General features: G+C 70.7%; 25 protein-coding genes, 1 tRNA gene, 1 pseudogene and 1 riboswitch. Of the genes and pseudogenes, 9 read left to right on the forward strand and 18 right to left on the reverse strand.

The genetic code is table 11. The annotated features are described in order from the left end of the window. Positions 1-58 precede the first annotated feature (58 nt). From proP to IG90_RS0114410, 3 genes and pseudogenes are all read left to right on the forward strand, one after another. Positions 59-1,555, forward strand: coding sequence for a glycine betaine/L-proline transporter ProP (proP, locus tag IG90_RS0114400; RefSeq protein WP_030583132.1), 1,497 nt, complete (start codon positions 59-61; stop codon positions 1,553-1,555). 200 nt (positions 1,556-1,755) lie between these two features. Beyond that, a pseudogene (locus IG90_RS46885) lies at positions 1,756-2,025 on the forward strand (HNH endonuclease); the annotation flags it as partial. A gap of 12 nt (positions 2,026-2,037) precedes the next feature. Continuing rightward, positions 2,038-2,113: transfer RNA gene (locus IG90_RS0114410), tRNA-Leu, on the forward strand. A 55-nt stretch (positions 2,114-2,168) separates the two neighbouring features. On the opposite strand, the gene rdgB is transcribed toward IG90_RS0114410, so the two are convergent. The 4 genes from rdgB to IG90_RS0114430 all read right to left on the reverse strand — a co-directional run bounded on the left by rdgB (position 2,169) and on the right by IG90_RS0114430 (position 4,561). After that, positions 2,169-2,771 carry an RdgB/HAM1 family non-canonical purine NTP pyrophosphatase gene (rdgB, locus tag IG90_RS0114415; RefSeq protein ID WP_030583135.1) on the reverse strand — a complete coding sequence of 201 codons (603 nt, stop codon included), beginning with the start codon at positions 2,769-2,771 and terminating at the stop codon, positions 2,169-2,171. Positions 2,772-2,870: 99 nt separating this feature from the next. Beyond that, complete coding sequence (locus IG90_RS0114420) at positions 2,871-3,260, reverse strand: hypothetical protein (RefSeq protein WP_030583137.1); 390 nt, start codon at positions 3,258-3,260, stop codon at positions 2,871-2,873. A 124-nt stretch (positions 3,261-3,384) separates the two neighbouring features. Then, positions 3,385-4,122, reverse strand: a complete 738-nt coding sequence (rph, locus tag IG90_RS0114425; RefSeq protein ID WP_030583139.1) for a ribonuclease PH — start codon at positions 4,120-4,122, stop codon at positions 3,385-3,387. A 148-nt stretch (positions 4,123-4,270) separates the two neighbouring features. Continuing rightward, entirely contained in the window at positions 4,271-4,561 is a 291-nt protein-coding gene (locus IG90_RS0114430) for a PTS sugar transporter subunit IIB (protein WP_078585131.1), read from the reverse strand. Positions 4,562-4,724: 163 nt separating this feature from the next. On the opposite strand from IG90_RS0114430, the gene IG90_RS0114435 reads away from it, so the two are divergent. After that, positions 4,725-5,984 carry a PTS transporter subunit EIIC gene (locus IG90_RS0114435; RefSeq protein WP_030583143.1) on the forward strand — a complete coding sequence of 420 codons (1,260 nt, stop codon included), beginning with the start codon at positions 4,725-4,727 and terminating at the stop codon, positions 5,982-5,984. A 279-nt stretch (positions 5,985-6,263) separates the two neighbouring features. Continuing rightward, on the forward strand, positions 6,264-7,529 hold the full coding sequence (locus IG90_RS0114440; RefSeq protein ID WP_030583145.1) for a PTS transporter subunit EIIC: 1,266 nt from the start codon (positions 6,264-6,266) through the stop codon (positions 7,527-7,529). Between the two features lie 193 nt (positions 7,530-7,722). Here the strand turns inward: IG90_RS0114440 and IG90_RS0114445 are convergent, their stop codons facing one another. Next, positions 7,723-8,475, reverse strand: coding sequence for an MBL fold metallo-hydrolase (locus IG90_RS0114445; RefSeq protein ID WP_030583148.1), 753 nt, complete (start codon positions 8,473-8,475; stop codon positions 7,723-7,725). 206 nt (positions 8,476-8,681) lie between these two features. On the opposite strand from IG90_RS0114445, the gene IG90_RS0114450 reads away from it, so the two are divergent. Next, on the forward strand, positions 8,682-9,194 hold the full coding sequence (locus IG90_RS0114450) for a type II toxin-antitoxin system PemK/MazF family toxin (RefSeq protein WP_030583150.1): 513 nt from the start codon (positions 8,682-8,684) through the stop codon (positions 9,192-9,194). 173 nt (positions 9,195-9,367) lie between these two features. Here IG90_RS0114450 and IG90_RS0114455 read toward each other — a convergent pair whose 3' ends face one another. From IG90_RS0114455 to clpS, 9 genes are all read right to left on the reverse strand, one after another. Next, positions 9,368-10,318, reverse strand: coding sequence for a PLP-dependent cysteine synthase family protein (locus IG90_RS0114455; RefSeq protein WP_030583153.1), 951 nt, complete (start codon positions 10,316-10,318; stop codon positions 9,368-9,370). After that, positions 10,318-10,596, reverse strand: a complete 279-nt coding sequence (locus tag IG90_RS0114460; RefSeq protein WP_006124874.1) for a MoaD/ThiS family protein — start codon at positions 10,594-10,596, stop codon at positions 10,318-10,320. The genes IG90_RS0114455 and IG90_RS0114460 overlap by 1 nt, the downstream gene beginning before the upstream one ends. A gap of 112 nt (positions 10,597-10,708) precedes the next feature. Continuing rightward, on the reverse strand, positions 10,709-10,825 hold the full coding sequence (locus IG90_RS46890; protein ID WP_324604249.1) for a putative leader peptide: 117 nt from the start codon (positions 10,823-10,825) through the stop codon (positions 10,709-10,711). Positions 10,826-10,894: 69 nt separating this feature from the next. Then, positions 10,895-11,692, reverse strand: a complete 798-nt coding sequence (locus IG90_RS0114470) for an ABC transporter ATP-binding protein (protein WP_030583156.1) — start codon at positions 11,690-11,692, stop codon at positions 10,895-10,897. Positions 11,693-11,723: 31 nt separating this feature from the next. Beyond that, positions 11,724-12,764 carry a FecCD family ABC transporter permease gene (locus tag IG90_RS0114475; protein ID WP_030583158.1) on the reverse strand — a complete coding sequence of 347 codons (1,041 nt, stop codon included), beginning with the start codon at positions 12,762-12,764 and terminating at the stop codon, positions 11,724-11,726. Next, positions 12,761-13,756, reverse strand: a complete 996-nt coding sequence (locus tag IG90_RS0114480) for an ABC transporter substrate-binding protein (RefSeq protein WP_030583160.1) — start codon at positions 13,754-13,756, stop codon at positions 12,761-12,763. Before IG90_RS0114480 ends, IG90_RS0114475 begins: the two co-directional genes overlap by 4 nt. Positions 13,757-13,794: 38 nt before the next feature. Beyond that, positions 13,795-13,946, reverse strand: a riboswitch (cobalamin riboswitch). 57 nt (positions 13,947-14,003) lie between these two features. Beyond that, positions 14,004-14,426: a M67 family metallopeptidase gene (locus tag IG90_RS0114485; RefSeq protein WP_030583162.1), complete on the reverse strand. Its 423-nt coding sequence runs from the start codon at positions 14,424-14,426 to the stop codon at positions 14,004-14,006. Positions 14,427-14,692: 266 nt separating this feature from the next. Continuing rightward, complete coding sequence (locus IG90_RS0114490) at positions 14,693-15,304, reverse strand: DUF2017 domain-containing protein (RefSeq protein ID WP_030583164.1); 612 nt, start codon at positions 15,302-15,304, stop codon at positions 14,693-14,695. A gap of 70 nt (positions 15,305-15,374) precedes the next feature. Further along, positions 15,375-15,692 carry an ATP-dependent Clp protease adapter ClpS gene (clpS, locus tag IG90_RS0114495; protein ID WP_030583166.1) on the reverse strand — a complete coding sequence of 106 codons (318 nt, stop codon included), beginning with the start codon at positions 15,690-15,692 and terminating at the stop codon, positions 15,375-15,377. Between the two features lie 78 nt (positions 15,693-15,770). On the opposite strand from clpS, the gene IG90_RS0114500 reads away from it, so the two are divergent. Then, positions 15,771-17,099: a nicotinate phosphoribosyltransferase gene (locus IG90_RS0114500; protein WP_030583168.1), complete on the forward strand. Its 1,329-nt coding sequence runs from the start codon at positions 15,771-15,773 to the stop codon at positions 17,097-17,099. 211 nt (positions 17,100-17,310) lie between these two features. Next, positions 17,311-17,901 (forward strand): isochorismatase family protein, encoded by a 591-nt coding sequence (locus IG90_RS0114505; RefSeq protein ID WP_030583170.1) that lies wholly within the window; start codon positions 17,311-17,313, stop codon positions 17,899-17,901. A gap of 31 nt (positions 17,902-17,932) precedes the next feature. Here the strand turns inward: IG90_RS0114505 and IG90_RS0114510 are convergent, their stop codons facing one another. Both IG90_RS0114510 and IG90_RS0114515 read right to left on the reverse strand, forming a co-directional pair. Continuing rightward, complete coding sequence (locus IG90_RS0114510) at positions 17,933-18,364, reverse strand: hypothetical protein (RefSeq protein ID WP_030583172.1); 432 nt, start codon at positions 18,362-18,364, stop codon at positions 17,933-17,935. Positions 18,365-18,488: 124 nt separating this feature from the next. Beyond that, entirely contained in the window at positions 18,489-20,891 is a 2,403-nt protein-coding gene (locus IG90_RS0114515; protein WP_030583173.1) for an immune inhibitor A domain-containing protein, read from the reverse strand. A gap of 423 nt (positions 20,892-21,314) precedes the next feature. Here IG90_RS0114515 and IG90_RS0114520 point away from each other — a divergent pair, with 423 nt between their 5' ends. Continuing rightward, entirely contained in the window at positions 21,315-21,608 is a 294-nt protein-coding gene (locus IG90_RS0114520; protein ID WP_030583175.1) for a hypothetical protein, read from the forward strand. On the opposite strand, the gene IG90_RS0114525 is transcribed toward IG90_RS0114520, so the two are convergent. Further along, positions 21,605-22,273: an RDD family protein gene (locus tag IG90_RS0114525; protein WP_030583177.1), complete on the reverse strand. Its 669-nt coding sequence runs from the start codon at positions 22,271-22,273 to the stop codon at positions 21,605-21,607. The genes IG90_RS0114520 and IG90_RS0114525 overlap by 4 nt on opposite strands. Before the next feature lie 133 nt (positions 22,274-22,406). Continuing rightward, positions 22,407-23,135, reverse strand: a 729-nt coding sequence (locus tag IG90_RS0114530; RefSeq protein WP_030583179.1) for an RDD family protein, incomplete at its 5' end; no start/stop codon positions are given.

Raw genomic sequence — 23,135 nt, forward strand, 5'->3', positions numbered from 1 at the left:
ACCGCCATGACCGCGCAGAAGCCTTTCCTGGAACACACTCCGAGGAAAGGACCCGGCCATGGCGGCCCCCGACCCCCACCAGGCGGCCGACCCCGAAGCGGTCAAACGCCACCCCACGCTCTTCCGGGCCATCCGGAAACGGCGCAATCCTCGGCTGCGCCGGACGGACATCACGGTCACGGACGACGCCGCGGTGAAGCGGGCCGTGAAAGCGGCCTCGCTGGGTAACGCCATGGAGTGGTTCGACTTCGGGATCTACTCCTACCTGGCCGTCACGATCGGACAGGTGTTCTTCCCGTCCGGGAACGACACCACCCAGCTCCTCTCCTCCTTCGCGACCTTCGCGGTGGCCTTCCTCGTACGGCCGCTCGGCGGCATGTTCTTCGGCCCGATGGGTGACAAGGTCGGCCGCAAGAAGGTCCTCGCGCTGACGATGATCCTGATGGCGGTCGGCACGTTCGCGATCGGCCTGATCCCCTCGCACGACACGATCGGCGTCTGGGCCGCGGTCCTGCTGATCTTCTTCCGGATGCTCCAGGGCTTCTCGACGGGCGGCGAGTACGGCGGCGCCTCGACGTTCATCGCCGAGTACGCCCCCGACAAGCGGCGCGGCTTCTTCGGCAGCTTCCTGGAGTTCGGCACCCTGGCCGGCTACGTCGGCGCGGCAGGCCTCGTGACGGCCCTGTACGCCCTTCTGACGGACGCGCAGATGGAGGCCTGGGGGTGGCGGATCCCGTTCCTCGTCGCGGGCCCGCTGGGCCTGGTCGGCCTCTACCTGCGAATGCGCCTGGACGAGACCCCGGCCTTCCAGAAGCTGGAGGGCGGCACCGCACACGCGAGCGAGGCGGCGGACGGCGTCGAGTCCACGGCCAAGGGCGACCTGGCGAAGATCTTCCGGCAGCACTGGCGGACGCTGATCCTCTGCATCTGCCTGGTCGGCGCGTACAACATCACCGACTACATGCTGCTGTCGTACATGCCGACGTACCTCTCCGACGAACTCGGCTACAGCGAGACCCACGGCCTGCTGATCCTGCTGGCGGTGATGCTGTTCCTGATGACGATCATCAGTCAGATCGGCAGGGCCTCCGACCACTTCGGCCGCAAGCCGCTGCTGATGACCGGGATGCTGGGCTTCCTCTTCCTCTCCCTCCCCGCGTTCCTCCTCATCCGGGTGGACGGCATCTTCCCGATCACGGTCGGCATGCTGCTGCTGGGCCTCTCCCTGGTCTGCATGCTCGGCACGATGTCGGCGGCGCTCCCGGCCCTGTTCCCGACGAACGTCCGCTACGGGTCCCTGTCGGTCGGCTACAACCTCTCCGCGTCGGTCTTCGGCGGCACGACCCCGCTGGTGATCACGGCCCTGATCAGCTGGACCGGCTCCAACCTGATGCCCGCGTACTACGCGATGGCGGCGGCCCTGGTCGGCGTGATCGCGGTCGCCTGCATGAAGGAGACCGCCCAGCAGCCGCTGATCGGCTCCCCGCCGTCGGTCGAGACGGACGAGGAGGCGGCGGAACTGGTGCACGCGCAGGCGCCGGAGCCGAAGTTCTGAGGCCTTCCGCCTCCCCTTCCGGCCCCCTCGGAGGAACGGCCCGCCCCGCTCGACATGAGCGGGGCGGGCCGTTCCGCGTCCTCATCGACTCCATGCCGCTGAACTCGGCGCTCCGTTTTCCGGGCGTGACTGTCCGATAGACGGTTCGTTACTCCGTACGAGGCCGCGAACGCACGCGCGGCGGGATGCACAGCACCGCGTCCGCGACGGACATACTCCGCCGCCTGGACTCCGGAGCTTCTCGGACGAAGACGGCTCAGTTACGACGGGCCCTGGACGATGTCGGAGTTCCTCAGGTCTGCGTGAAGTGCGGCACCGGAGACACCTGGCGGGGCATGCGGCTCGTTCTGGAGATCGATCACATCAACGGCGACCGGCTCGACAACCGCCGGGAGAACCTCCGGTACCTGTGCCCCTCATGCCACAGCCAGACGCAAACCTTCTCGAATCGCCGCGGCCTCGCACAGTAGAGTGGGCCACGAGGGTCCGTACCCCAGCTGGCCAAGAGGGCGCCGGTTTAGGTCCGGTGTGTCGTGGGTTCGAGTCCCACCGGGCCCACAGGCAGGGCGGCTGCGACCTTCGTTTCGAAGGAAGCAGCCGCCCGATCTGTCTGTCACCCCACCAACTCCCGCACCACCGGCACCAACGCCCGGAACGCCTTCCCCCGGTGGCTGATCGCGTTCTTCTCCGCCGGGGTCAGCTCCGCGCAGGTCCGGGTCTCGCCCTCCGGCTGGAGGATCGGGTCGTAGCCGAAGCCGTACCCGCCCGACGGGGCGTGGCGCAGGGTGCCGTTCAGGCGGCCCTCGACCACGCGTTCCGTGCCGTCGGGGAGGGCCAGGGCCGCGGCGCAGGCGAAGTAGGCGCCGCGGTGTTCGTCGGCGATGTCGCCGAGCTGGGCCAGGAGCAGGTTCAGGTTGGCCGTGTCGTCGCCGTGGGCGCCGGACCAGCGGGCCGAGAAGATGCCGGGGGCGCCGCCGAGGACGTCCACGCAGAGGCCGGAGTCGTCGGCGACGGCGGGAAGGCCGGTGGCGCGGGCCAGGGCGTGGGCCTTGAGGAGCGCGTTCTCGGCGAAGGTGACGCCGGTTTCCCTGACGTCGGGGATGTGGGGGTACGCGTCCGCGCCGACCAGGTCGAGGTCGAGTCCCGCGTCGGCGAGGATGGCGTGGAGTTCGGTGATTTTCCCGGCGTTGCGGGTGGCGAGGATCAGGCGCTTCATGGGGCGATTATTGCCGCAGGGGTGCCGGGCGGGGTGGGCCGGTCCCGCCTCCGGCCCACCCCGCCCGCGTACTGCCTCCGGCCCCCCCGCGCCCGCGTCCTACGGGCTGCAGACCTTGCCGATCTCCGCCGCCGCGTCCGTCACGGGGGTGATGTCGGGGGTGGCGTCGCCGCCCTCGATGGACTTGCGGACGCCGGCGACGCCCGCCTGGAGGTCGTCGACGGCCTTGGAGAGGTCGGCGTCGTCCGTGGTGTCGTCGAGCTTCTTCAGCTCGCGGTCGATCTCGTCCAGGGACTCGGAGGCCTGGGTGACGTCCTCGGAGGCGTTGGAGACGGCCTGCTGGAGGTTGCCGACGCTGGTGGCGATGGCGTCGGCGGTGCGGACGCAGTCGAGCGCCTTGTCGAGGCCGGCGCAGCCCACGGCCGTGGTCAGCGTCAGCAGGGTGGCGGCGGTGGCGAGTGCGAGGCGTATGTGGCGGCGCGAAGCCATGGTGCGGGTCCCTCCCCGGGGGTCGTTACGTGGACGGACGCACGGTTCGACCCGTGCGTCCGTATCCGTGACGACGCTCTGCGGTGCGCATTTGGTTGCTTCTTTACCCGGGGAGGGTGGGTCGCTACGCGTCCTGCGTGCTCGCGAGTGCGTCGCGCTGGAGCGTGGCGAGGTCGACGCAGCCGGCGGTGGCGAGGTCGAGGAGTGCGCCGAGTTCCTTGCGGTCGAAGGGCGCGCCCTCGGCGGTGCCCTGGACCTCGACGAAGCGGCCGTCGCCGGTGCAGACGACGTTCATGTCGGTCTCGGCGCGGACGTCCTCCTCGTAACAGAGGTCGAGGAGCGGGGTGCCGTCGACGATGCCGACGCTGATGGCGGCGACGGTGTCGGTGAGCGGCTTGCGGCCGGCCTTGACGATCTTCTTGCCCTGGGCCCAGGCGACGGCGTCGGCGAGGGCGACGTAGGCGCCGGTGATGGCGGCGGTTCGGGTGCCTCCGTCGGCCTGGAGGACGTCGCAGTCCAGGACGATGGTGTTCTCGCCGAGGGCCTTGCAGTCGATGACGGCGCGCAGGGAGCGGCCGATCAGGCGGCTGATCTCGTGGGTGCGTCCGCCGATCTTGCCGCGTACGGCTTCGCGGTCGCCGCGGGTGTTGGTGGAGCGGGGCAGCATGGAGTACTCGGCGGTGACCCAGCCTTCGCCGCTTCCCTTGCGCCAGCGCGGGACGCCTTCGGTGACGGAGGCGGTGCAGAAGACTCTGGTGTCGCCGAAGGAGATGAGGACTGAGCCCTCGGCGTGCTTGCTCCAGCCGCGTTCGATGGTGACGGGGCGGAGCTGTTCGGGGGTGCGGCCGTCGATGCGAGACATGGGCCCGACTTTATCCGCTGGCGGGGGTGGCTCCGTTCGGGTGCGGTGGCCCCGCGGTGGATCGCGTACGCGGAGGCGTCCGGGCACGGCACGGCCCCGTCCACCGGTGGGGGACGGGGCCCGCGGGGTCCGGCGTGGGGTCAGCCGGTCACATCATGTCTTCGATGTCGGCGGCGATGGGGTCCGCGTCGGTGCCGATGACGACCTGGATCGCGGTGCCCATCTTCACGACGCCGTGGGCGCCGGCGGCCTTGAGGGCGACTTCGTCGACCTTGCTGGGGTCGTGGACCTCGGTGCGGAGGCGGGTGATGCAGCCTTCGATCTCGTCGATGTTGTCGATACCGCCGAGCCCGGCGACGATCTTCTCAGCCTTGGTGGCCATGTCCTTCTCCCTGGTTTCGCGCGCAGACGGCCGCCCGCTGCGGGTCCGTTTTGTCACGGTAACGCACGGTTGGCCCAACTTCGCGGGCGGGTAATCGGACGATCCCTAAAGATGACGATCACCGGCGCCCTGCCTTCGGGACGGACCCCGGACCGTGACGCAACTGGTCTACACCAGTTTGCAACGACCGCCAAACGTGAAGTGTTCCGGGAGGACGCCCATGAGTTCGAGCGCCGCTGCGGCACCGCAGCGAAAATGGTGGAACGGACCGGTCCAGGGCCTGCAGAAGGTCGGGCGGAGCCTTCAGCTCCCGGTGGCCGTCCTCCCCGCCGCCGGTCTGCTCGTCAGCCTCGGCAACCTCTTCAGCTCCTATCTGGACGGCGCATTCTGGGAGAAGACCTCCAAGGTACTGCTCAACGGCGGCACCGCGATCCTGGACGGCCAGCTCGGCCTGCCGCTGCTGTTCTGCATCGGCGTGGCCATCGGCTTCGCCAAGAAGGCGGACGGCTCCACCGCGCTGGCGGCCGTGGTGGGCTTCCTGGTCTACCGAGGCGTGCTGACCGCCTTCCCGATGGACGGCACCGTGACGGAGGAGACGCCGGACGGCGAGCCGCAGAACCCCGGCGTGCTCGGCGGCATCCTCATCGGCCTGCTGACCGCCGTCGTCTGGCAGCGCTTCCACCGGACCAAGCTGGTGGACTGGCTCGGCTTCTTCAACGGGCGGCGCCTGGTGCCGATCCTGATGGCGTTCCTCTGCGTGATCCTCGGCGTCCTGTTCGGGCTGTTGTGGCAGCCGGTCGGGGACGGGCTGACCTGGTTCTCCAAGCAGCTGATCGATCTCGGCTCGTGGGGCGCGGCGATCTTCGGTTTCGCGAACCGGCTGCTGATCCCGATCGGCATGCATCAGTTCCTGAACACGTTCTTCTGGTTCCAGGCGGGTGAGTTCACCGGAGCCGACGGCGCGACCGTGCAGGGCGACATCTCCCGGTTCTTCGCCGAGGACCCGTCGGCCGGTCAGTTCACCTCGGGCTTCTTCCCGATCATGATGTTCGGGCTGCCCGCCGCGGCCCTGGCCATCACCCACACCGCGCGGCCCGAGCGCCGCAAGGAAGTGGCGGGTCTGATGATCTCGGTGGCGCTGACCTCGTTCGTCACGGGCGTGACCGAGCCGATCGAGTTCTCGTTCATGTTCGTCGCGCCACTGCTGTACGGCGTGCACGCGGTGCTCACCGGGGCGTCCATGGGCATCACCTGGCTGCTGGGGGTGCATGCGGGGTTCAGCTTCTCGGCCGGGTTGATCGACTTCGTCGTCAACTGGCACCTGGATACGAAACCCTGGCTGATCATCCCGATCGGCGCGTGCTTCGCGGTGATCTACTACGTGGTCTTCCGCTTCGCGATCACCAAGTTCGACCTCAAGACACCGGGGCGCGAGCCGGAGGAGATCGAGAAGGAGATCGAGAAGGACCTCACCAAATAGCAGGGAGCCGCAGGACAGCGGAGCCTCGGGCCCTGCCGCACCAGGCTCGCGCAAGGCCCTCGGACCATCCGGTCCGGGGGCCTTCGGCATGTCACCGAACGTGCTGGATCTGCTACTGCGAATAAACAGGGAATTGCAGGTTCCTTATCTAACCCTCACCGTGCTAAAACTGGTCTACACCACTGAGTGGTCCAGACCACGGCTGTCTGCCGCCGTCTGCCGAGCCGCCGCCTCCCGCATCCACCACCTGGGCGGCACCGTCTCCCATGGAGGAAGTAGATGACCACGGCTGAGACCGCACCCGCGGCCGAGAAGAAGAAGGGCGCCGGCGCGATGGCCGTCATGCAGCGCATCGGCCGCAGCCTCATGCTGCCGGTCGCCGTGCTGCCGGCCGCCGCACTCCTGGTCCGCCTCGGCAACGACGACATGCTGGGCCGCGACTCGTTCCCGGCCTTCATCACGAAGCTCGCCGGCTACATGGCCGCGGGCGGTGGTGCCATCCTCGACAACATGCCGCTGCTGTTCGCCGTCGGCATCGCCATCGGCTTCGCGAAGAAGTCGGACGGCTCGACCGCCCTGGCCGCCGTCACCGGCTACCTGGTCTTCCAGAAGGTGCTCGCCACCTTCACGGACGGCAACCTGCCGCAGGTCGCCAGCGTGGCCGACGGCAAGATCGTGATGAACGACGCCCCCGTCAACGCCGGTGTCCTCGGCGGTGTCGTGATGGGCATAGTCGTGGCCCTGCTCTACCAGAAGTTCTACCGGACGAAGCTGCCCGACTGGGCCGGCTTCTTCAGCGGCCGCCGTCTGGTCCCGATCCTCTCCGCCTTCGCGGGTCTGCTCATCGGTATCGTCTTCGGTCTGATCTGGCCGGTCCTCGGCGCGGGTCTGCACAACTTCGGCGAGTGGCTCGTCGGCTCCGGCGCGGTCGGCGCGGGCATCTTCGGTGTCGCCAACCGTGCGCTGATCCCGGTCGGCATGCACCACCTGCTGAACTCCTTCCCGTGGTTCCAGGCGGGCGAGTACAACGGCAAGCACGGCGACATCGCCCGGTTCCTGGAGGGCGACCCGTCGGCCGGGCAGTTCATGACCGGCTTCTTCCCGATCATGATGTTCGCCCTCCCGGCGGCCTGCCTCGCGATCGTCCACTGCGCCCGCCCGGAGCGCCGCAAGGTCGTCGGCGGCATGATGTTCTCCCTCGCGCTGACCTCGTTCGTCACCGGTGTGACCGAGCCGATCGAGTTCACGTTCATGTTCATCGCCCCGGTGCTGTACGCGATCCACGCGGTGCTGACCGGTGTGTCGATGGCCCTGACCTGGGCGCTCGGCATCAAGGACGGCTTCGGCTTCTCCGCCGGCCTGGTCGACTTCGGGCTGAACCTCGGCATCGCGTCGAAGCCCTGGCTGCTGGTCCTGGTCGGCCTCTGCTTCGCGGTGGTCTACTACGTGGTCTTCCGCTTCGCGATCATCAAGTTCAACCTCCCGACCCCGGGCCGGGAGTCGGACGAGGAGCTCGCCGAGCTGCAGAAGGCCGAGGCGAAGTAGCCCCCGCCACGCCCGTACGACGAAGCCCCCGCTTCCCGGAGATGTCTTCCGGGGGCGGGGGCTTCGCCGTACCTGCCGTAGGTCGCGTCACACCTGGCGTACGGGTACGGGCAAACGGTAGAAGATCGTGATCATCGCGGGAGTCCCGCAGAACGGGCCGCGGCTCGGCGGCCGGCTCTCGGAACGCGTGCCCTCAGAACTCGTACACCGCGCCCGGGGCCGCCAGTTCCACCGGGCCCGGGTAGACCGCACGGGCGTCGGCGGCGTTGCGGTCGGCGTCGGTCCACGGCGGGATGTGGGTGAGGACGAGCCGGCGCACTCGGGCGCGGGCCGCCGCCTCGCCGGCCTCGCGGCCGTTGAGGTGCAGGTCGGGGATGTCCTCCTTGCCGTCGACGAACGACGCCTCGCAGAGGAACAGGTCCGCGTCCCCGGCCAGGTCCTCCAGCGCCTCGCAGGCCCCCGTGTCGCCGGAGTAGACGAGGGTGGAGCCGCCGTGCTCGACCCGGATGCCGAAGGTGTCGACGGGGTGGCAGAGCTTCTCCGTACGGACCGAGAAGGGGCCGATCTCGAAGGATCCCGACTTGAGGGTGTGGAAGTCGAAGACCTCGCTCATCGCCCGGTCGGAGGGGGTGTCGCCGTGGGCGGCGGTCAGGCGCTGCTCGGTGCCCTCGGGGCCGTAGACCGGGAGGGGGGCGGGGCGGGCGCCGTCGTGCCGGTAGTAGCGCACGACGAAGTACGCGCACATGTCGATGCAGTGGTCGGCGTGCAGATGGCTGAGGAAGATCGCGTCGAGGTCGTAGAGACCGACGTGGCGCTGCAGCTCGCCGAGGGCGCCGTTGCCCATGTCGAGGAGCAGCCGGAAGCCGTCGGCCTCTACGAGGTAGCTCGAGCATGCCGAACCCACGGACGGGAACGAGCCGGAGCAGCCGACGACGGTGAGCTTCATGGAGCGTGAACCTCCGAGACGTGGGAACGGGGAGGGTTCGTGCGATTCCGCCGGAGCTTCGTACGGTTCCTGCGGGACGGGTTCTGCGGTTCGTCGAGCGTAAGGCGCGAAACTCCGCGTCGCTCCTCCGCTGCCCTCCGTTGTGGGGGAACTCACCTGCTCTGTCACCGGTTCGATGGAAGCGCGCCCACGGGTACGGTCGGTGGATGGACACGTTCTGGTGGGTGGCGCTGGTCGCCGTGGTTCTGCTCGCGCTCGTCGCCGCGGTGGTGGACGGGCGGGGGCGCTCGGACCGCGGGCCCCGCTCGCGGCGTCCCCGGCAGCCGGTGGGGTCGGCCCGGCCGCCGTCCCGGCCGTCGCGGCCTTCGGGCCCGGAAGGGCGTGGGGACGGGCGCACGCCGCGGGCGGGTGAGGTGTGGTGGGCCGATGTGCCGTACGAGGACGGGCCCGGGTCGAAGGACCGGCCGTGTCTGGTGATCTCGGTACGGGGGCGGGGCCGGGGGCGCACGGCGCTGGTCGCCAAGATCACCAGCAGGCATCACGAGGAGCGGCCCGGGGTGATCGCGCTGCCCGCGGGGACGGTGGGGGACCAGCGGGGGCGGCAGAGTTTCCTGGAGACGGACGAGCTGCGGGAGGTCCCGGTGGCCGGGTTCCGGCGGAGGGTGGGGGTCGTGGATCCGGAGCTGTGGGAGCGTGTGCGGAAGCTGGGGGCGGGGTGAGGGCGGGGCCCTGGTTTCGGGGCTCTGCCCCGGGCCCCGCTCCTCGACAGCCGTAGGGGCCTGAGAGATGTCCTCAAGCGCCGGTCGGGCTGGAGGGTAGTCCGGACCGGCTGGGCGGGCGTCCCCTCGGGACCGGCTGAGAAGACGTCCTCGAACGCCGGAGGGGCTGTGGATCAGGCCCAGAGCTGGCCCTGGAGCGTTTCGATCGCTGCTTCTGTCGTCTTCGCCGTGTAGACGCCCGTCGACAGGTACTTCCAGCCTCCGTCCGCGACGACGAAGACGATGTCGGCACTCTCCCCCGCCTTGACCGCCTTGTTGCCCACGCCGATAGCCGCGTGGAGCGCGGCGCCGGTGGAGACGCCCGCGAAGATGCCCTCCTGCTGGAGGAGTTCGCGGGTGCGGGTGACCGCGTCGGCGGAGCCCACGGAGAAGCGGGTGGTGAGCACCGAGGCGTCGTATAGCTCGGGGACGAAGCCCTCGTCGAGGTTGCGGAGACCGTAGACGAGGTCGTCGTAGCGCGGTTCGGCGGCGACGATCTGGATGCCGGGGCGGTTCTCGCGGAGGTAGCGGCCGACGCCCATGAGGGTGCCGGTGGTGCCGAGGCCCGCGACGAAGTGGGTGATGGACGGGAGGTCGGTGAGGATCTCGGGTCCGGTGGTGGCGTAGTGGGCGCCCGCGTTGTCCGGGTTGCCGTACTGGTAGAGCATCACCCAGTCCGGGTGCTCGGCGGACAGTTCCTTCGCGACGCGGACGGCGGTGTTGGAGCCGCCCGCGGCCGGGGAGGCGATGATCTCGGCGCCCCACATGGCGAGCAGGTCACGCCGTTCCTGGGAGGTGTTCTCCGGCATGACGCAGACGATGCGGTAGCCCTTGAGCTTGGCGGCCATGGCGAGCGAGATGCCGGTGTTGCCGCTGGTGGGCTCCAGGATGGTGCAGCCGGGTGTCAGCCGGCCGTCCTTCTCGGCCTGCTCGACCATGTGGAGCGCCGGGCGGTCCTTGATCGAGCCGGTGGGGTTGCGGTCCTCCAGCTTGGCCCAGATACGGACGTCCTCGGACGGGGACAGCCGCGGGAGGCGGACCAGGGGGGTGTTCCCCACGGCCGCCAGCGGGGAGTCGTACCGCATCAGCGCATGCCGCCGGCGACGGCCGGGAGGATCGTGACGTTGTCGCCGTCGCTGAGCTTGGTGGAGATGCCGTCGAGGAAGCGGACGTCCTCGTCGTTGAGGTAGACGTTCACGAAGCGGCGGAGCTGTTCGCCGTCGACGATGCGCTCACGGATGCCGGTGTGGCGGCTCTCCAGGTCGGCGAAGAGGTCGGCGAGGGTGTCCCCGTTGCCTTCGACGGCCTTCGCGCCGTCGGTGTAGGTGCGGAGGATGGTCGGGATACGGACCTCGATGGCCATGGCGTGGGCTCCTGTCGAAAGCGGGGAGGTGGCGTGGGGCGCGCGTTTCTGCCCCCGCGCAGGGGGTGGTGCGTGTGGGTGGGCGCGCGGACCGCGGCTCAGGCCGGGCGGCTCACGGGCGCAGGCTGCGGGCGGGACAGATCGCGCTGGCGAGCCTGCACAGGTCGACGTGCAGCCGCGCGACGAGCAGCGTGCCCGGCGTCTTGTTGCTCACGTCATGGGGAACCATGCGGGCATCGTATCGATTCCCTGTGCGGAAACCCGAGTGTGATCCCACATGCTGGATGGTGGGCGACCGCTATGTGGACAGTGCGGGGCGGGCGGGTCTTTCCGGGAGGTAGACGACGGTGGGTGCGCCGGTCTTCGGATGGGTGCTGACCTCGGCGGCGACGCCGTACACCTCGCCCAGCAGCTCCGCCGTGAGGACCTCTTCCGGGGTGCCGGAGGCGACGACGCGGCCGTCCTTGAGGACGTAGAGCCGGTCGCAGTGGTACGCGGCGAGGTTGAGGTCGTGCAGGGCGAGGAGGTTGGTGGTGCCGAGGCCGCGGACCAGGGAGAGGACCTCCAGCTGGTAGCGGATGTCCAGGTGGTTGGTCGGTTCGTCCAGGACGACGAGCGAGGGCTGCTGGACCAGGGCGCGGGCGACCAGGGCGCGCTGGCGTTCGCCGCCGGAGAGGGAGGCGAAGGTACGGGGTCCGAGCGCGGCGATGCCGACCCGGGCGAGGGCGTCGGTGACCAGGGCGGTGTCGGCGGCGCTGTCGGCCTCCCAGAACCGCTTGTGCGGGGCGCGGCCCATCGCGACGACCTGGCCGACGGTGAGCTCGAATCCTGCGTGGCCGTCCTGCGGGACGGTGGCGATGCGCTGGGCACGGGCCTTCACGGGGAGGGTGGCGAGGTCGCAGCCGTCGAGGAGGACGCGGCCGTGGGTGGGGCGCAGGGTGCCGTAAACGCAGCGCAGGAGGGTGGTCTTGCCGCTGCCGTTGGGGCCGACGAGGCCGACGGTCTCGCCGTCGGCGGCGGTGAGGTCGACGGCGTCGACGAGATGGCGGCCCTCGCCGATGCCGTACGAGAGGTCCTCGGTGCGCAGGGTGGTCACGGGCGGGCTCCCTCAGGAGAAGGTCCGGTCGTCATGCGGGGGCTCCTTCCGGGCGGCGCCGCAGCATCCAGAGGAAGAACGGGCCGCCGGTCAGCGCGGTGAGGACGCCGACCGGGATGTCCTGCGGGGCGGCGAGCGTCCGGGCGGCCAGGTCGGCGAGGACCAGGAACACCGCCCCGCCGAGCGCGACGACCGGCAGGAGCGCGCGGTGTGCGGCGCCGACGGCCATCCGGGCCATGTGCGGGACCATCAGGCCGACGAAGCCGATCGCCCCGCTGTACGCGACGAGCGCCCCGGTCATGAGGGAGGCGAGGACGAAGACGGCGGCCCGGAAGCGGGCGGTGTCGAGACCGAGGACGGTGGCGCCCTCCTCCCCCACCAGGAGCAGGTCGAGCGGCCGGGCCAGGGTGAGGAGGACGGCGGTGCCGATGACCAGGGTGACCGCGGGGAGGGCGAGCATGTCCCAGCGGGCCGCGCCGAGACCGCCGAGGGTCCAGTAGAGGACTTCCTGGAGGTGGTCGGCGCGGGCGGAGGTGACCAGGATCAGGCTGGTGAGGGCGGAGAGGACGTAGGAGACGGCGACCCCGGCGAGGACGAGCCGGTTGGTGGTGAGACCGCCCCCGCCGCGCGCCAGGGTGTAGACGAGCAGCAGCGAGAGCAGTGCGCCGGCGAACGCGGCGGCGGGGATCGTGACGGTGGTGGCGAGGGTGGCGCCGATGCCGAGGACGATCACGAGGACCGCGCCGGTGGAGGCCCCGGAGGAGACGCCGAGGAGGAACGGGTCGGCGAGCTGGTTGCGTACGAGGGCCTGGAGGACGGTGCCGATGACGGCGAGTCCGGCGCCGACGACGATGCCGAGCAGGACGCGGGGCAGCCGGACGTCCAGGACGATCGTGCGGAAGGGGCTCGCCTCCGCCCGCCCGGTCAGGATGTCGAGGACCTGACCGGGCGGGATCCGGACGGAGCCGAGGGCGAGGGCGGCGACCACGGCGGCGGCGAGGAGCGCGGCGAGGACGCCGAGCACCAGGGTGTGGCGGAGCAGCCGCCGCGGTGCGGGGGTGCGGCAGCTCACGGGGTGGTGGCCGCCGGATGGAGCTGGGCCGCGAGCTTGTCGACGGCGGCGGGGACGCGGACGCCGAGGACCGCGTCGGAGAGCGGCATGACCGCGAAGCGCTCGTTCTTGATGGCGGGGACGTCGGCGAGGGCCGGGTCGGTGAGGAGGCGCTTCTTCTTCTGTTCGACGGTGGTGGCGCCGTAGTCGTAGATCACGATGACTTCGGGCCTGCGGGCGACGACGTTCTCCCAGGAGGCGTCGCCGAAGGGCTTGTCGAGGTCGGCGAAGACGTTGGTGCCGCCGGCCCGCTCGATCAGTTCGTTGCCGATGCCCTCGCCGCCCGCGGTGAAGGCGGTCTTGTCGCCGCTGTCGTAGACGAAGACGGAGACGGGCTTCAGGCCGGCGAGCTTCTTCGCGGTGGCCGCGTTGTCGGCCTTGGCCTGCTTGATCCAGGCCTCGGCGCGGTCGGCGACGCCGAAGGTGCGGCCGACCTCGCGGATCTCCTCGTAGAGGGTGTCCATGGGCTGGTCGCCCTCGGTGCAGCTCTCGGTGTTGAGGCGGGTCTCGATGCCGGACTTCCCGAACGTCTCGCGGCCGCGGCCGTCGCCCGCGGTGAAGGCGCTGCCGTAGCCGCCGTAGACGAAGTCGGGTTCGGCGGCGAGGATCTGCTCGTAGGAGGGGTACTCCTTGGCGATGACCGGGACGGAGGCGTAGTCCTTCGCGTACTTCGGCAGGACCTGGTCGTCGAGGTAGGCGGTGCCGACGAGGGACTTGGTCAGGCCCAGTTCCAGCATGATCTCGGTGACGTGCTGGTTCATGGTGACCACGCGCTTCGGCGGGGCCTGGTACGTGGTGGTGACACCGCAGTTGGTGACGGTGTACGGGAAGCCGTCGCTCTTCGCCGGGGTCCTGTCCCCGGCGGCGGCGTCGCCGTCCGGGGTGGAGCAGGCGGTGAGGGCGAGCGGGAGCAGCACGGCGGCGGCTACGAGCGCGGGGGTGCGCCGGGACATGGCGGGGCCTCTCCGGGGGATTTCCGCGTCCCCTGGTCGATGCGAGAAGGCAGCGGGCCAGTTCCTGGCTTCCGGGTCGCCCTCCGGTACGGAGTGATCCGTACCGGAGGGCGACCCGGTCACAGTGGCGGGACCGTGCCGGATTCGCACCGGCTTCCTGGTTCCTGCTGCCCTGTGGTCGGGTCTGGGGTGCAGTGTGCCAGACCCGTGCGGCGGCTCCACAGGGCCCCGGAGGGGCCGGCAGGCCTCAGTACGCCTCGACGACCTGCACGTCTTCCTCGGTGATCTCGCCGTCCACGATGCGGTACGAGCGGAACTGGAAGGGGCCGGAGCCGTCGGTGTCGGCGGTGGAGACGAGGACGTAGTGGGCGCCGGGTTCGTTGGCGTACGTGACGTCGGTGCGGGAGGGGTAGGCCTCGGTCGCCGTGTGGGAGTGGTAGATGACCACGGGCTCCTCGTCGCGGTCGTCCATCTCGCGGTAGAGCTTGAGGAGGTCGCCGGAGTCGAACTCGTAGAACGTGGGCGAGCGGGCGGCGTTGAGCATCGGGATGAAGCGCTCGGGGCGGTCCGTCCCGGCCGGGCCCGCGACCACTCCGCACGCCTCGTCGGGGTGGTCGGCGCGGGAGTGGGCGACGATCTGGTCGTAGAGCGTCTGGGTGATGGTCAGCATGGCGCCAGGATATGCACGGGGCTCCCGCGTACCGGTGGGTGGTACGCGGGGGCTCGCATGCTGGACGCCGTCGGCCTTCGGGGAGGCCGGGGGCGGTCCGGGAGGAGGACGGCGTTCGGCCGGCCCGTGGCGGAAGCGGGCAAGGGGAGCCGACCGGCACGAAGGGGCCGAAGCACTTGGGGGATCGTCGTGCGGATCCGGGCGTCCGCTGAGCGAACGGATGACGTCCGCTCCGGCACGGCGGGAGACGACCCGCTCCTGTGCGGTTACGGCATCAGCGTCTCGACGAGCGTTTCCTGGAGTGCGCCGAGCCAGAGGTAGGCCATCACCATGGGCTTGCGTGGATCGGCGTCGGGGAGCCGGTAGAGCGAGCTCTCCTCGCCCTCGTCCTCGTCGGAGACCTCCAGCCGGGCGCCGATGGTCAGGCGCAGGTCGTTGAGGGAGCGGAGCCAGCTGCGGCACTCGTCGCCGGTGAGGGTGAGGACGGCGCCGCCGTCCCCGGCGGGCACGAGCGCGTCCAGGGTGCGGACGACGGTGACGGCGTCGTCGCGCTTGCCGGAGCGCAGGTCGTTCTCGGTGAAGCGGCGGAACTCGGCGGACAGCTCGCGCAGCTCCTCCTCCGGCTTTCCGCCCTCGGCGGGCCCGTCGGGGCCGCCGTAGGCGTCGGGGAAGAGCCGGGCGAGCGCCGGGTCGGACGGCGGCTTGCTGGGGCCCTCCGCGAAGAGGGCGGCGAGCGGGTCCTCGCCGTCGACGGGCTCGTCGCCGGGGCCGATCAGTTCGAGCAGCTGCACGGCGAGGGAGCGCAGGATGGAGATCTCGACCTCGTCGAGCGCGACGGCCGCGCCGCCGCCTGGGGTGGCCTCGAAGTGGCCGGCCATGGATTCTCCGATGGTGGATCGAACGGGGCAGGGGCGGTACGGCGGTGGGGGCGGCGGTGGCCGCGGGGTGCTAGTTGCGGTCCTGGGTGAGGGTGGCCCACAGCCCGTAGCCGTGCATGGCCTGGACGTCGCGTTCCATCTCCTCGCGGCTCCCGCTGGAGACGACGGCACGGCCCTTCTGGTGCACGTCCAGCATGAGCTTGTGGGCCTTGTCCTTCGGGTAGCCGAAGTAGGCCTGGAAGACGTAGGTCACGTAGCTCATGAGATTGACCGGGTCATTGTGGACGAGCGTCACCCACGGGACGTCGGGCTCGGGGACCGCGAAGGTCTCCTCGGCCGAATCGGGACGTTCGATCTCTACGGGGGTAGCAACGCTCACGTGTCCCATGCTGCCACCCGGGCGGGCCCGGCGCACAAACGGACCCACATCTCGTCACTCTGACGAATAGGGGGTAGCATCCCAGCCATGAACTCAGCGGACCTCGGGCGACGGGTCGGCGTTCCGTCGACCGCGCTCTTCACCGACCAGTACGAGCTGACCATGGTGCAGGCGGCCCTCAGGGCCGGCACCGCCGACCGGCGCTCGGTCTTCGAGGCGTTCACCCGCCGGCTGCCCGAGGGGCGGCGCTACGGAGTCGTCGCGGGCACCGGGCGGGTGCTGGACGCGGTGGAGAACTTCCACTTCGACGACGAGATGATCGGCTTCCTGAGGCAGCAGGACATCGTCGACGAGCCGACCCTCGAATGGCTGGCCGGCTACCGCTTCAGCGGCGACATCTGGGGCTATCCGGAGGGCGAGGTCTACTTCCCGGGCTCCCCGGTCCTGCGGGTGGAGGGGTCCTTCGCCGAGTGCGTGCTGCTGGAGACGGTGATCCTCTCCATCCTCAACCACGACTCCGCCATCGCCGCCGCCGCCTCGCGGATGTCGGCCGCCGCCGGGGACCGCCGGCTGATCGAGATGGGCGCGCGGCGCACCCACGAGCTGTCGGCCGTGGCCTCGGCGCGTGCGGCGTACGTCGGCGGCTTCGACGCCACCTCCGACCTGGCGGCGGGCTTCCGCTGGGCGATCCCGACCGTCGGTACGAGCGCGCACGCCTTCACCCTGCTGCACGACAGCGAGCGCGACGCGTTCCGGGCGCAGGTGGACTCGCTGGGCCGGGGCACGACGCTGCTGGTCGACACGTACGACGTGACCGAGGCGGTCCGGGCGGCCGTCGAGATCGCGGGGCCGGAGCTCGGCGCCGTACGGATCGACTCCGGGGACCTGCTCCTGGTCGCGCACCGGGTGCGGCAGCAGCTGGACGAGCTGGGGGCGACGGGCACGAAGATCGTGGTGACCTCCGACCTGGACGAGTACGCCATCGCCTCGCTGGCGGCCGCGCCGGTGGACGCGTACGGGGTCGGCACCCAGCTGGTCACCGGGAGCGGGCACCCCACCTGCTCGATGGTCTACAAGCTGGTGGCCCGCGCCGCCTCGGCGGAGCCGGACGCTCCGCTGGTGCCGGTGGCCAAGAAGTCGCTCGGCGCGAAGTCGTCGAAGGGCGGTCGCAAGTGGGCCGTCCGCCGGACCGACGAGCACGGCGTCGCCGAGGCCGAGGTGATCGGCACCGGCCCCGTGCCCGCCGAGCCGGCCGGCCGGCCGCTGCTGGTGGAGCTGGTGCGGGGCGGCGAGGTCGTCGCACGGGAGCCTCTGGAGGCCGCCCGGGAGCGGCACGTGGCCGCGCGCGCCGGGCTGCCGATGTCGGCGGTCCAGCTGTCGCGGGGCGAGCCGGTGATCCCGACCGAGTATGCCTGAGAGCGGCCCGGGGCGGCCTGCGGCGAGCCGCCCCGGTGTCCGGACCGGCCGGGTCCGCAACCGGGGGTTTGGCGGACGGGCTTGATTGTGACGGTCCAGTGCCTAGGCTCGGAGCCGCGGACACACCCGGGCACCCCCGGCATCCCCGTTCCGCTCCGGCCCCCGCCCCGCTCCATCCGCCCGCACCCTCCCCCACCGAAGGACACCCGCCATGCACCGCGCATTGATCGTCGTGGACGTTCAGAACGACTTCTGCGAGGGCGGCAGCCTCGCGGTGGCGGGCGGTGCCGATGTCGCCGCCGCCATCACCGACCTGATCGGCGACGCCCGGCCCGGCTACCGCCACGTGGTGGCCACCCGCGACCACCACATCGACCCGGGCGACCACTTCTCGCCCGACCCGGACTTCGAGCACTCCTGGCCGGCGCACTGCGTCGCCGGTACGGAGGGCGTCGGCTTCCACCCGAACTTCGCGCCCGCCGTCGCCTCCGGCGCGATCGACACGGTGTTCGACAAGGGGGCGCATTCGGCCGCGTACAGCGGGTTCGAGGGCTCCGAGGAGAACGGCACCGGCCTCGCCCAGTGGCTGCGCGACCGCGAGGTCACCGAGGTCGACGTGGTCGGCATCGCCACCGACCACTGCGTACGGGCCACCGCGCTGGACGCGGCCCGTGAGGGCTTCGTCACGCACGTCCTGCTCGACCTGACCGCGGGTGTGTCCGCGGCGACCACGGAGCGGGCCCTGGCGGAGCTGCGGGCGGCGGGCGTGAAGCTCTCCGGGACGCCGGTCGTCGCGTCGTAGCCCCCCTGCGCCCGGATCACGCCTCGCGGGCCTACGCGGCCGGGCGGGCCGGTCCGGCGTGCCCGGAGGAGCCCAGCAAGGCCCTGATCGGGTGCCACAGCTCCTGGCTCGACTGGTGCGACCGGTGCGACTGGTGCGACCGGTGCGCGAGGCCCGACAGCCCGGACGGTTCCGCCTGCGGGGCTGCCCGCCACAGCAGACCGTCCGGATGGTGCAGCACCGCCGTGACCTCGTCCGGCGTGGGCGGCCGGTCGTTGCCGCGCAGGTAGACCGCCCGCAGCCCCAGGTTGCGCAGCCTGGTCAGGGCGCGCGCCCGGTTCGCCGCGTGCACCAGCACCCGTACCGGGGCCCCGGGCCCCGCTTCCGTACCGCCGCGGGTGCCTGTTCCGTGGGCCGGTCCGGTCAGGGTCAGGGCGACCACCACCGTGCCGTTCGGCAACCTGCAGAAACCTCCGCCTGCCATGCTCCGCGCTCCCCCGTGAGACGTCGTGTCAATAAGGATGTGAACAAGACGCACCTAAACACGATCGGCCGCCGCCCGCTAGGGGGCGACGGCCGATCATGGTTTGACCTGCGGATTTACTTGATCATCGACCCGAGGGGCTGACCAGCACGCTCATCGTCGAGCCGTTGCGGGGCTCGTGGACGATGGAGATGCGGGTGTTCGTGTCAGAAACCTTGACACTGCCCGTGGGGTTCTCCTCGTACCAGTAGGTGCCCTTGCGGTCGTCGAAGACCGGGCTGCCCAGGCTGGGCTTGATGTACAGCGGGACGTCCGCGTTGTGGAGCGTGAAGCCCTTGTTCGGGTACCAGCTGAACGGCGCGTCGAACGGCTGGATCTTGTTGCGCAGGAGCGAGCCGTCCTTCCACTTGAGCGGCTTGGCGTGCGCGTCGATCGGCAGGATCAGACCCTGGCCCGGGTGGGCGGAGGTGTTGTTGTCCTTCTGGGAGGTGTCCCAGAGCCAGATCAGCAGACCCGTCTGGTACGCGTAGTGCTCGACCCAGTCCGGACGCGTGCCGGAGAAGCCGAAGTTGTACGGGCCGACCTTCAGGGTCTCGTCGTACGAGACGTACTGGCGGTTCTCCGCGATGTAGTACTGCGGGTAGTCCTGGGTGAAGGACTCGCCGATGCGGGAGAAGCCCTTCGAGGTCCAGCCGTTGTCGTCGCCCTCGGCGTTGTCCGAGAAGAGCGCGGCGCCGTCGGCCGTGACGGTGATCTCGTCGGCAGCGAAGCCCTTGCCGCCCGCGCCGCCGTCCGTCTGGTAGCGGAAGCGGAGGTCGACCTTCTTGCCCGCGTAGGCGTCCAGGGAGAAGGAGAGCTTCTTGTGGTCGCCCGAGACGTCGGTCAGGGCCGGCTTGTCACTGGCGTCGCGCGGGATGGCCTTGCCGTCGGCGGTGCCGTCGAGCGCGGTCCAGCTGGTGCCGCCGTTGTCGGACACCTCGGTGTAGAGGTAGTCGTAGTCGGCCTCGATGTCGTACCAGCCCGAAAGGTCCAGCGTGGCCTTGGACTTGCCGGTCAGGTCGACCGAGCGGGTCAGGGTGTTCGACAGGTCGTCGCCCATGTCGCTCCACCACTGCTTCGAGCCCTCGGCGGGCTTGACGACGGTGGTGGTGACGGCCTTCTCCGGCAGCTCGACGACGAGCGCCTGCGGGTTCTTGGTGTTGTACGCCGAGACACCCAGCTTGTGCAGCGAGGTCTTGCCGGCCTTGGCCTTGTCGTAGTCGAGCCAGCCCAGCTGGAGCTTGTCCCACGAGGTCATGTCGCCCGGCAGGTCGCCGATCTCGCCCTTGCCGGTGCCGAGCCAGGAGCCCGCCGACATCAGGGACCAGAAGCCGACGGAGTTCTCGCCGCCGCCGGAGGTGTCGTACAGGTCCGGCAGACCGAGGTCGTGGGCGTACTCGTGGGCGAAGACGCCCAGGCCGCCGTTCTCGGGCTGGACGGTGTAGTCGCCGACCCAGATGCCCGTGTCGCCGATCTGCGCGCCACCGGCCTTGTTGTCCGCGGGGCCGGTGGCACCGGCGTTGGTGCCGTAGGCGTACCAGCGGTGCGCCCAGATGGCGTTGGTGCCCTCGGCGCCGCCGCCGGCCGACTCGTCCTCGCCGGCGTGGACCAGCTGGAAGTGGTCGATGTAGCCGTCGGGCTCGTTGAAGTTGCCGTCGCCGTCGAAGTCGTAGCGGTCCCACTCGTCGTACTCGGCGAGGTTCGCCTTGATCTCGGCGTCGGTGCGGCCCTTGGCCTGCTGGTCGGCGACCCAGGCGTTCACGCCGTCGCGCACCGCGTCCCACACGTTGGCGCAGTTGGACTGGCCGCAGTAGTTGGAGCCGTAACGGGCCTCGTTGTAGGGGACCTTGACCCAGTCGGAGACCTCACCCTCGACCGAGTAGCGGCCCGAGGAGGTCTTCTCGTAGTAGGTCTTGAGCGAGTGGACGCCCTTGCCCTCGCCGAAGTAGAGCTTCTGGAAGTGCTCCTGGTTGTAGTCGTCCTTCCAGGCGGTGCTGTTGTCCTTCTCCGGGTCCGGCTCGGCGATCTCGTTGTGCGCCGGGCCCGGGGCGCCGCCGTACTTCTTGACGGGCGGCTTGGGGCCGTCGCCGTCCGGGTCGAACATCGTGGTGTCGTCGACCTCGTCGCCGAACTCCAGCAGGATGGTGAAGATCTTGTCGGTCTTCTCCCGGCCGAGCTCCACGTACTTCTTGTGGCCGAGCTTGACGACCTTGGAGCCGCCCCGGTTCGCCACCTTCTTGTCCCCGGACAGCACCTGCTCCAGCGCGGCCTCGCGCTGGGCGGCCTGCTGCTCGCTGAAGGGACCCTCCAGGTTGTGCTCCACGTGCCCCTTGGCCGGCGCCGGGTCACGGCGGTCGACGGTGGAGACACCGGAACCTGATGAGCTGTCATGCGCCTGGGCGGTGGCGAAGGTCGACGCCGTCGCAGCGGTCGCAGCCATGGCCACGACAACGGCGGCGGCGCGAAGCGCCCGTCTCTGATTGGTCACTTGATGCAGTCCTCCCCGGGCGTCCGCGCAGCGACCAGGGGGGTATGTAGCGGGCCGCGCGCGTAAACGCGTCACAAGTGACGACATTTGATCGGAGTTATGAGAGAAAAGACAGACCTTGACTTGAACAAGCCAAGTGCACTATGCGGAGCGCTCTTCCGGTATGCGGACGGTATGAGGCGGGCACGGGAACGGCAGAAGAACGACGGAGGTCCGGACCAGGCCGTCGGAGCATCTCAACGGGCGCTCCCTACTGTCCGGTTGGTGAGAGACGTGACTCCGTGCGCCCCCTGTGCACCGGTACCGTGGGTTAGGTCACGCTTACTACCGGTCCGGGTCGGGCATCCACCGTCGTAGGGTCGTTCGGCGCCTTCAACCGTGCCGACCGCCCGCCCATCCGACGTCCCGAGGACGGAAATCGCCATGCCGCGTCCGACTGCCGCACAGTTCGCCTACGGTTCGGCCACCGTCGTCGCCACGACGCTCGCCCTGCTGCTGCTGTTCCGCACGGAGTCCGGCATCGGGGTGGCCGCCGTCGGCGTGGCCGCGCTGGCCCTCGGCCTCCTGGTGGCCGTACGCCTGCCGCTCCCCCGCCACCGTGCGGCGGAGGGAGCCGGGCAGACGGCGACCGCCCACGCCGCCGCCCGAACGCACCACGCCCTGGAGGGCGTCGGGGCCCGCGAGCGGATCCCGACGGGCCGTTCACGGGTTCGTTAGCGGGCGGCCACCACGACCGTCTTCGCCGCCTTGTCCTGGAGCCCCTGCCGGTAGGGCTTGTCGGTGAACATCAGCACGATGTTGATCAGCCACCACAGGCACGGGCAGCACAGCAGCGCCGGGGCCCACAGCACGACGGCCCGCATCAGCGCGGCCCCGGTGTCGGGCACCCGCCCGTCGTTGAGCATCGCGACGCGCAGCTTCAGCAGCCGCTTGCCCAGCGTGCGGCCGTCCTTGTGGGTGAAGTAGGTGTCGTAGCCGACGTAGACCACCAGGCCGATGAGCGACCACAGCAGCTGGCCACCGCCGTACCCGTTGGCGACCGCGTCGCCGAACCCGTCGTCGCCGTCCCCGTTGACGTCGACCGCGCCGCCCCAGGGCAGCGAGATCAGGTACAGCGGGATCGAGATGATGAGGAAGTCGATGAGCCGCGCCAGGATCCGCTTCCCCGGCTCGGCGAGCGGCGGCATCCCGGCCAGCGGATCGGGCGCCCCGAAGCCGCCGCCGCTGCCGTACGGATCGTACGGCGGGGGCGGAGGCGGCGGCGGGGGCGGCGCACTGCCGTACGGCTGACCCTCGGACGGCGGCGAGGGCTCCTGCGGCTTCTTGAGGAACGGATCGTCGTCCTCGGGCGGCTGGCCGGGCGTCGGCTGGTCGTTGCTCATGGGGGCAGTGCATCCCGCACCACCGGGGCCCGCAACGGCTCAGGGGCGTTCGGGGGACACCGAGCGGCATACGAGTCCGAACGGGCATGGCGCCGCTCGCCCGGCCACGCCTTCCGGCGGTCGGGCGACCCGCTCAGCCGGCGACGAAGGTGCGAGCTGCCTTGTCGTGCCAGCACTGGCGCCAGGGGCGGTCGAACAGGCACCAGAGGACGTTGACCACGCCGATGACGAGCAGCCCCAGCACGCCGTAGACGAGCCAGCGGCGCAGGGCCGCACCCAGGGTGGGCGCGTCGTGCGACTCGATGTCCCGTACGTCGAGCCCGCAGAGCTTCTTTCCCAGCGTCCGGCCCCATTTGGCCGTCGGCAGGGCTTCCAGGAGGAAGCCGACGAGGAGGAACGCGGCGAGCAGCGCCCCCAGCAGCGCCCCGGTGGTGGAGTCCAGCAGCCAGACGGTGACCGTCTCCCCCGTCTCCTTCGCCGCGGTGATCTTCCGGTCGATGTGATCGAGCGCCCGGGTGGCCAGCGGGACCGCCGCCGCCCCGACGGCCGCGCCGAGCACGAGGCTGTCGACCAGCCGGGCGGCGAACCGTCTGCCGAGCCCGGCGGGGCGTGCGGAGGCCTGGTTGCGGGCGAGTTGCTGGAAGGGGTCGTCGACCGGCGGCTTCCAGGGCACGACGGGCTGGTCCGCTCCCGGGCCGGGCCCCTGGTGCGGCGGCTGTTGCTGCTGCTGTTCGGGCTGGGCCAGTTGGTGGACCTGCTGCGCCCAGGAGGCCGAGCCGCCGCCGGGGCCGGGCGTCAGGGGCGTGTGCAGAGCCGCCGGGGGCGCGGGGGCCGGGGCGGCGGCGGGGGACGGCGTGGGTAC

Source organism: Streptomyces anulatus (assembly GCF_000721175.1).
Taxonomy (GTDB): domain Bacteria; phylum Actinomycetota; class Actinomycetes; order Streptomycetales; family Streptomycetaceae; genus Streptomyces; species Streptomyces anulatus_C.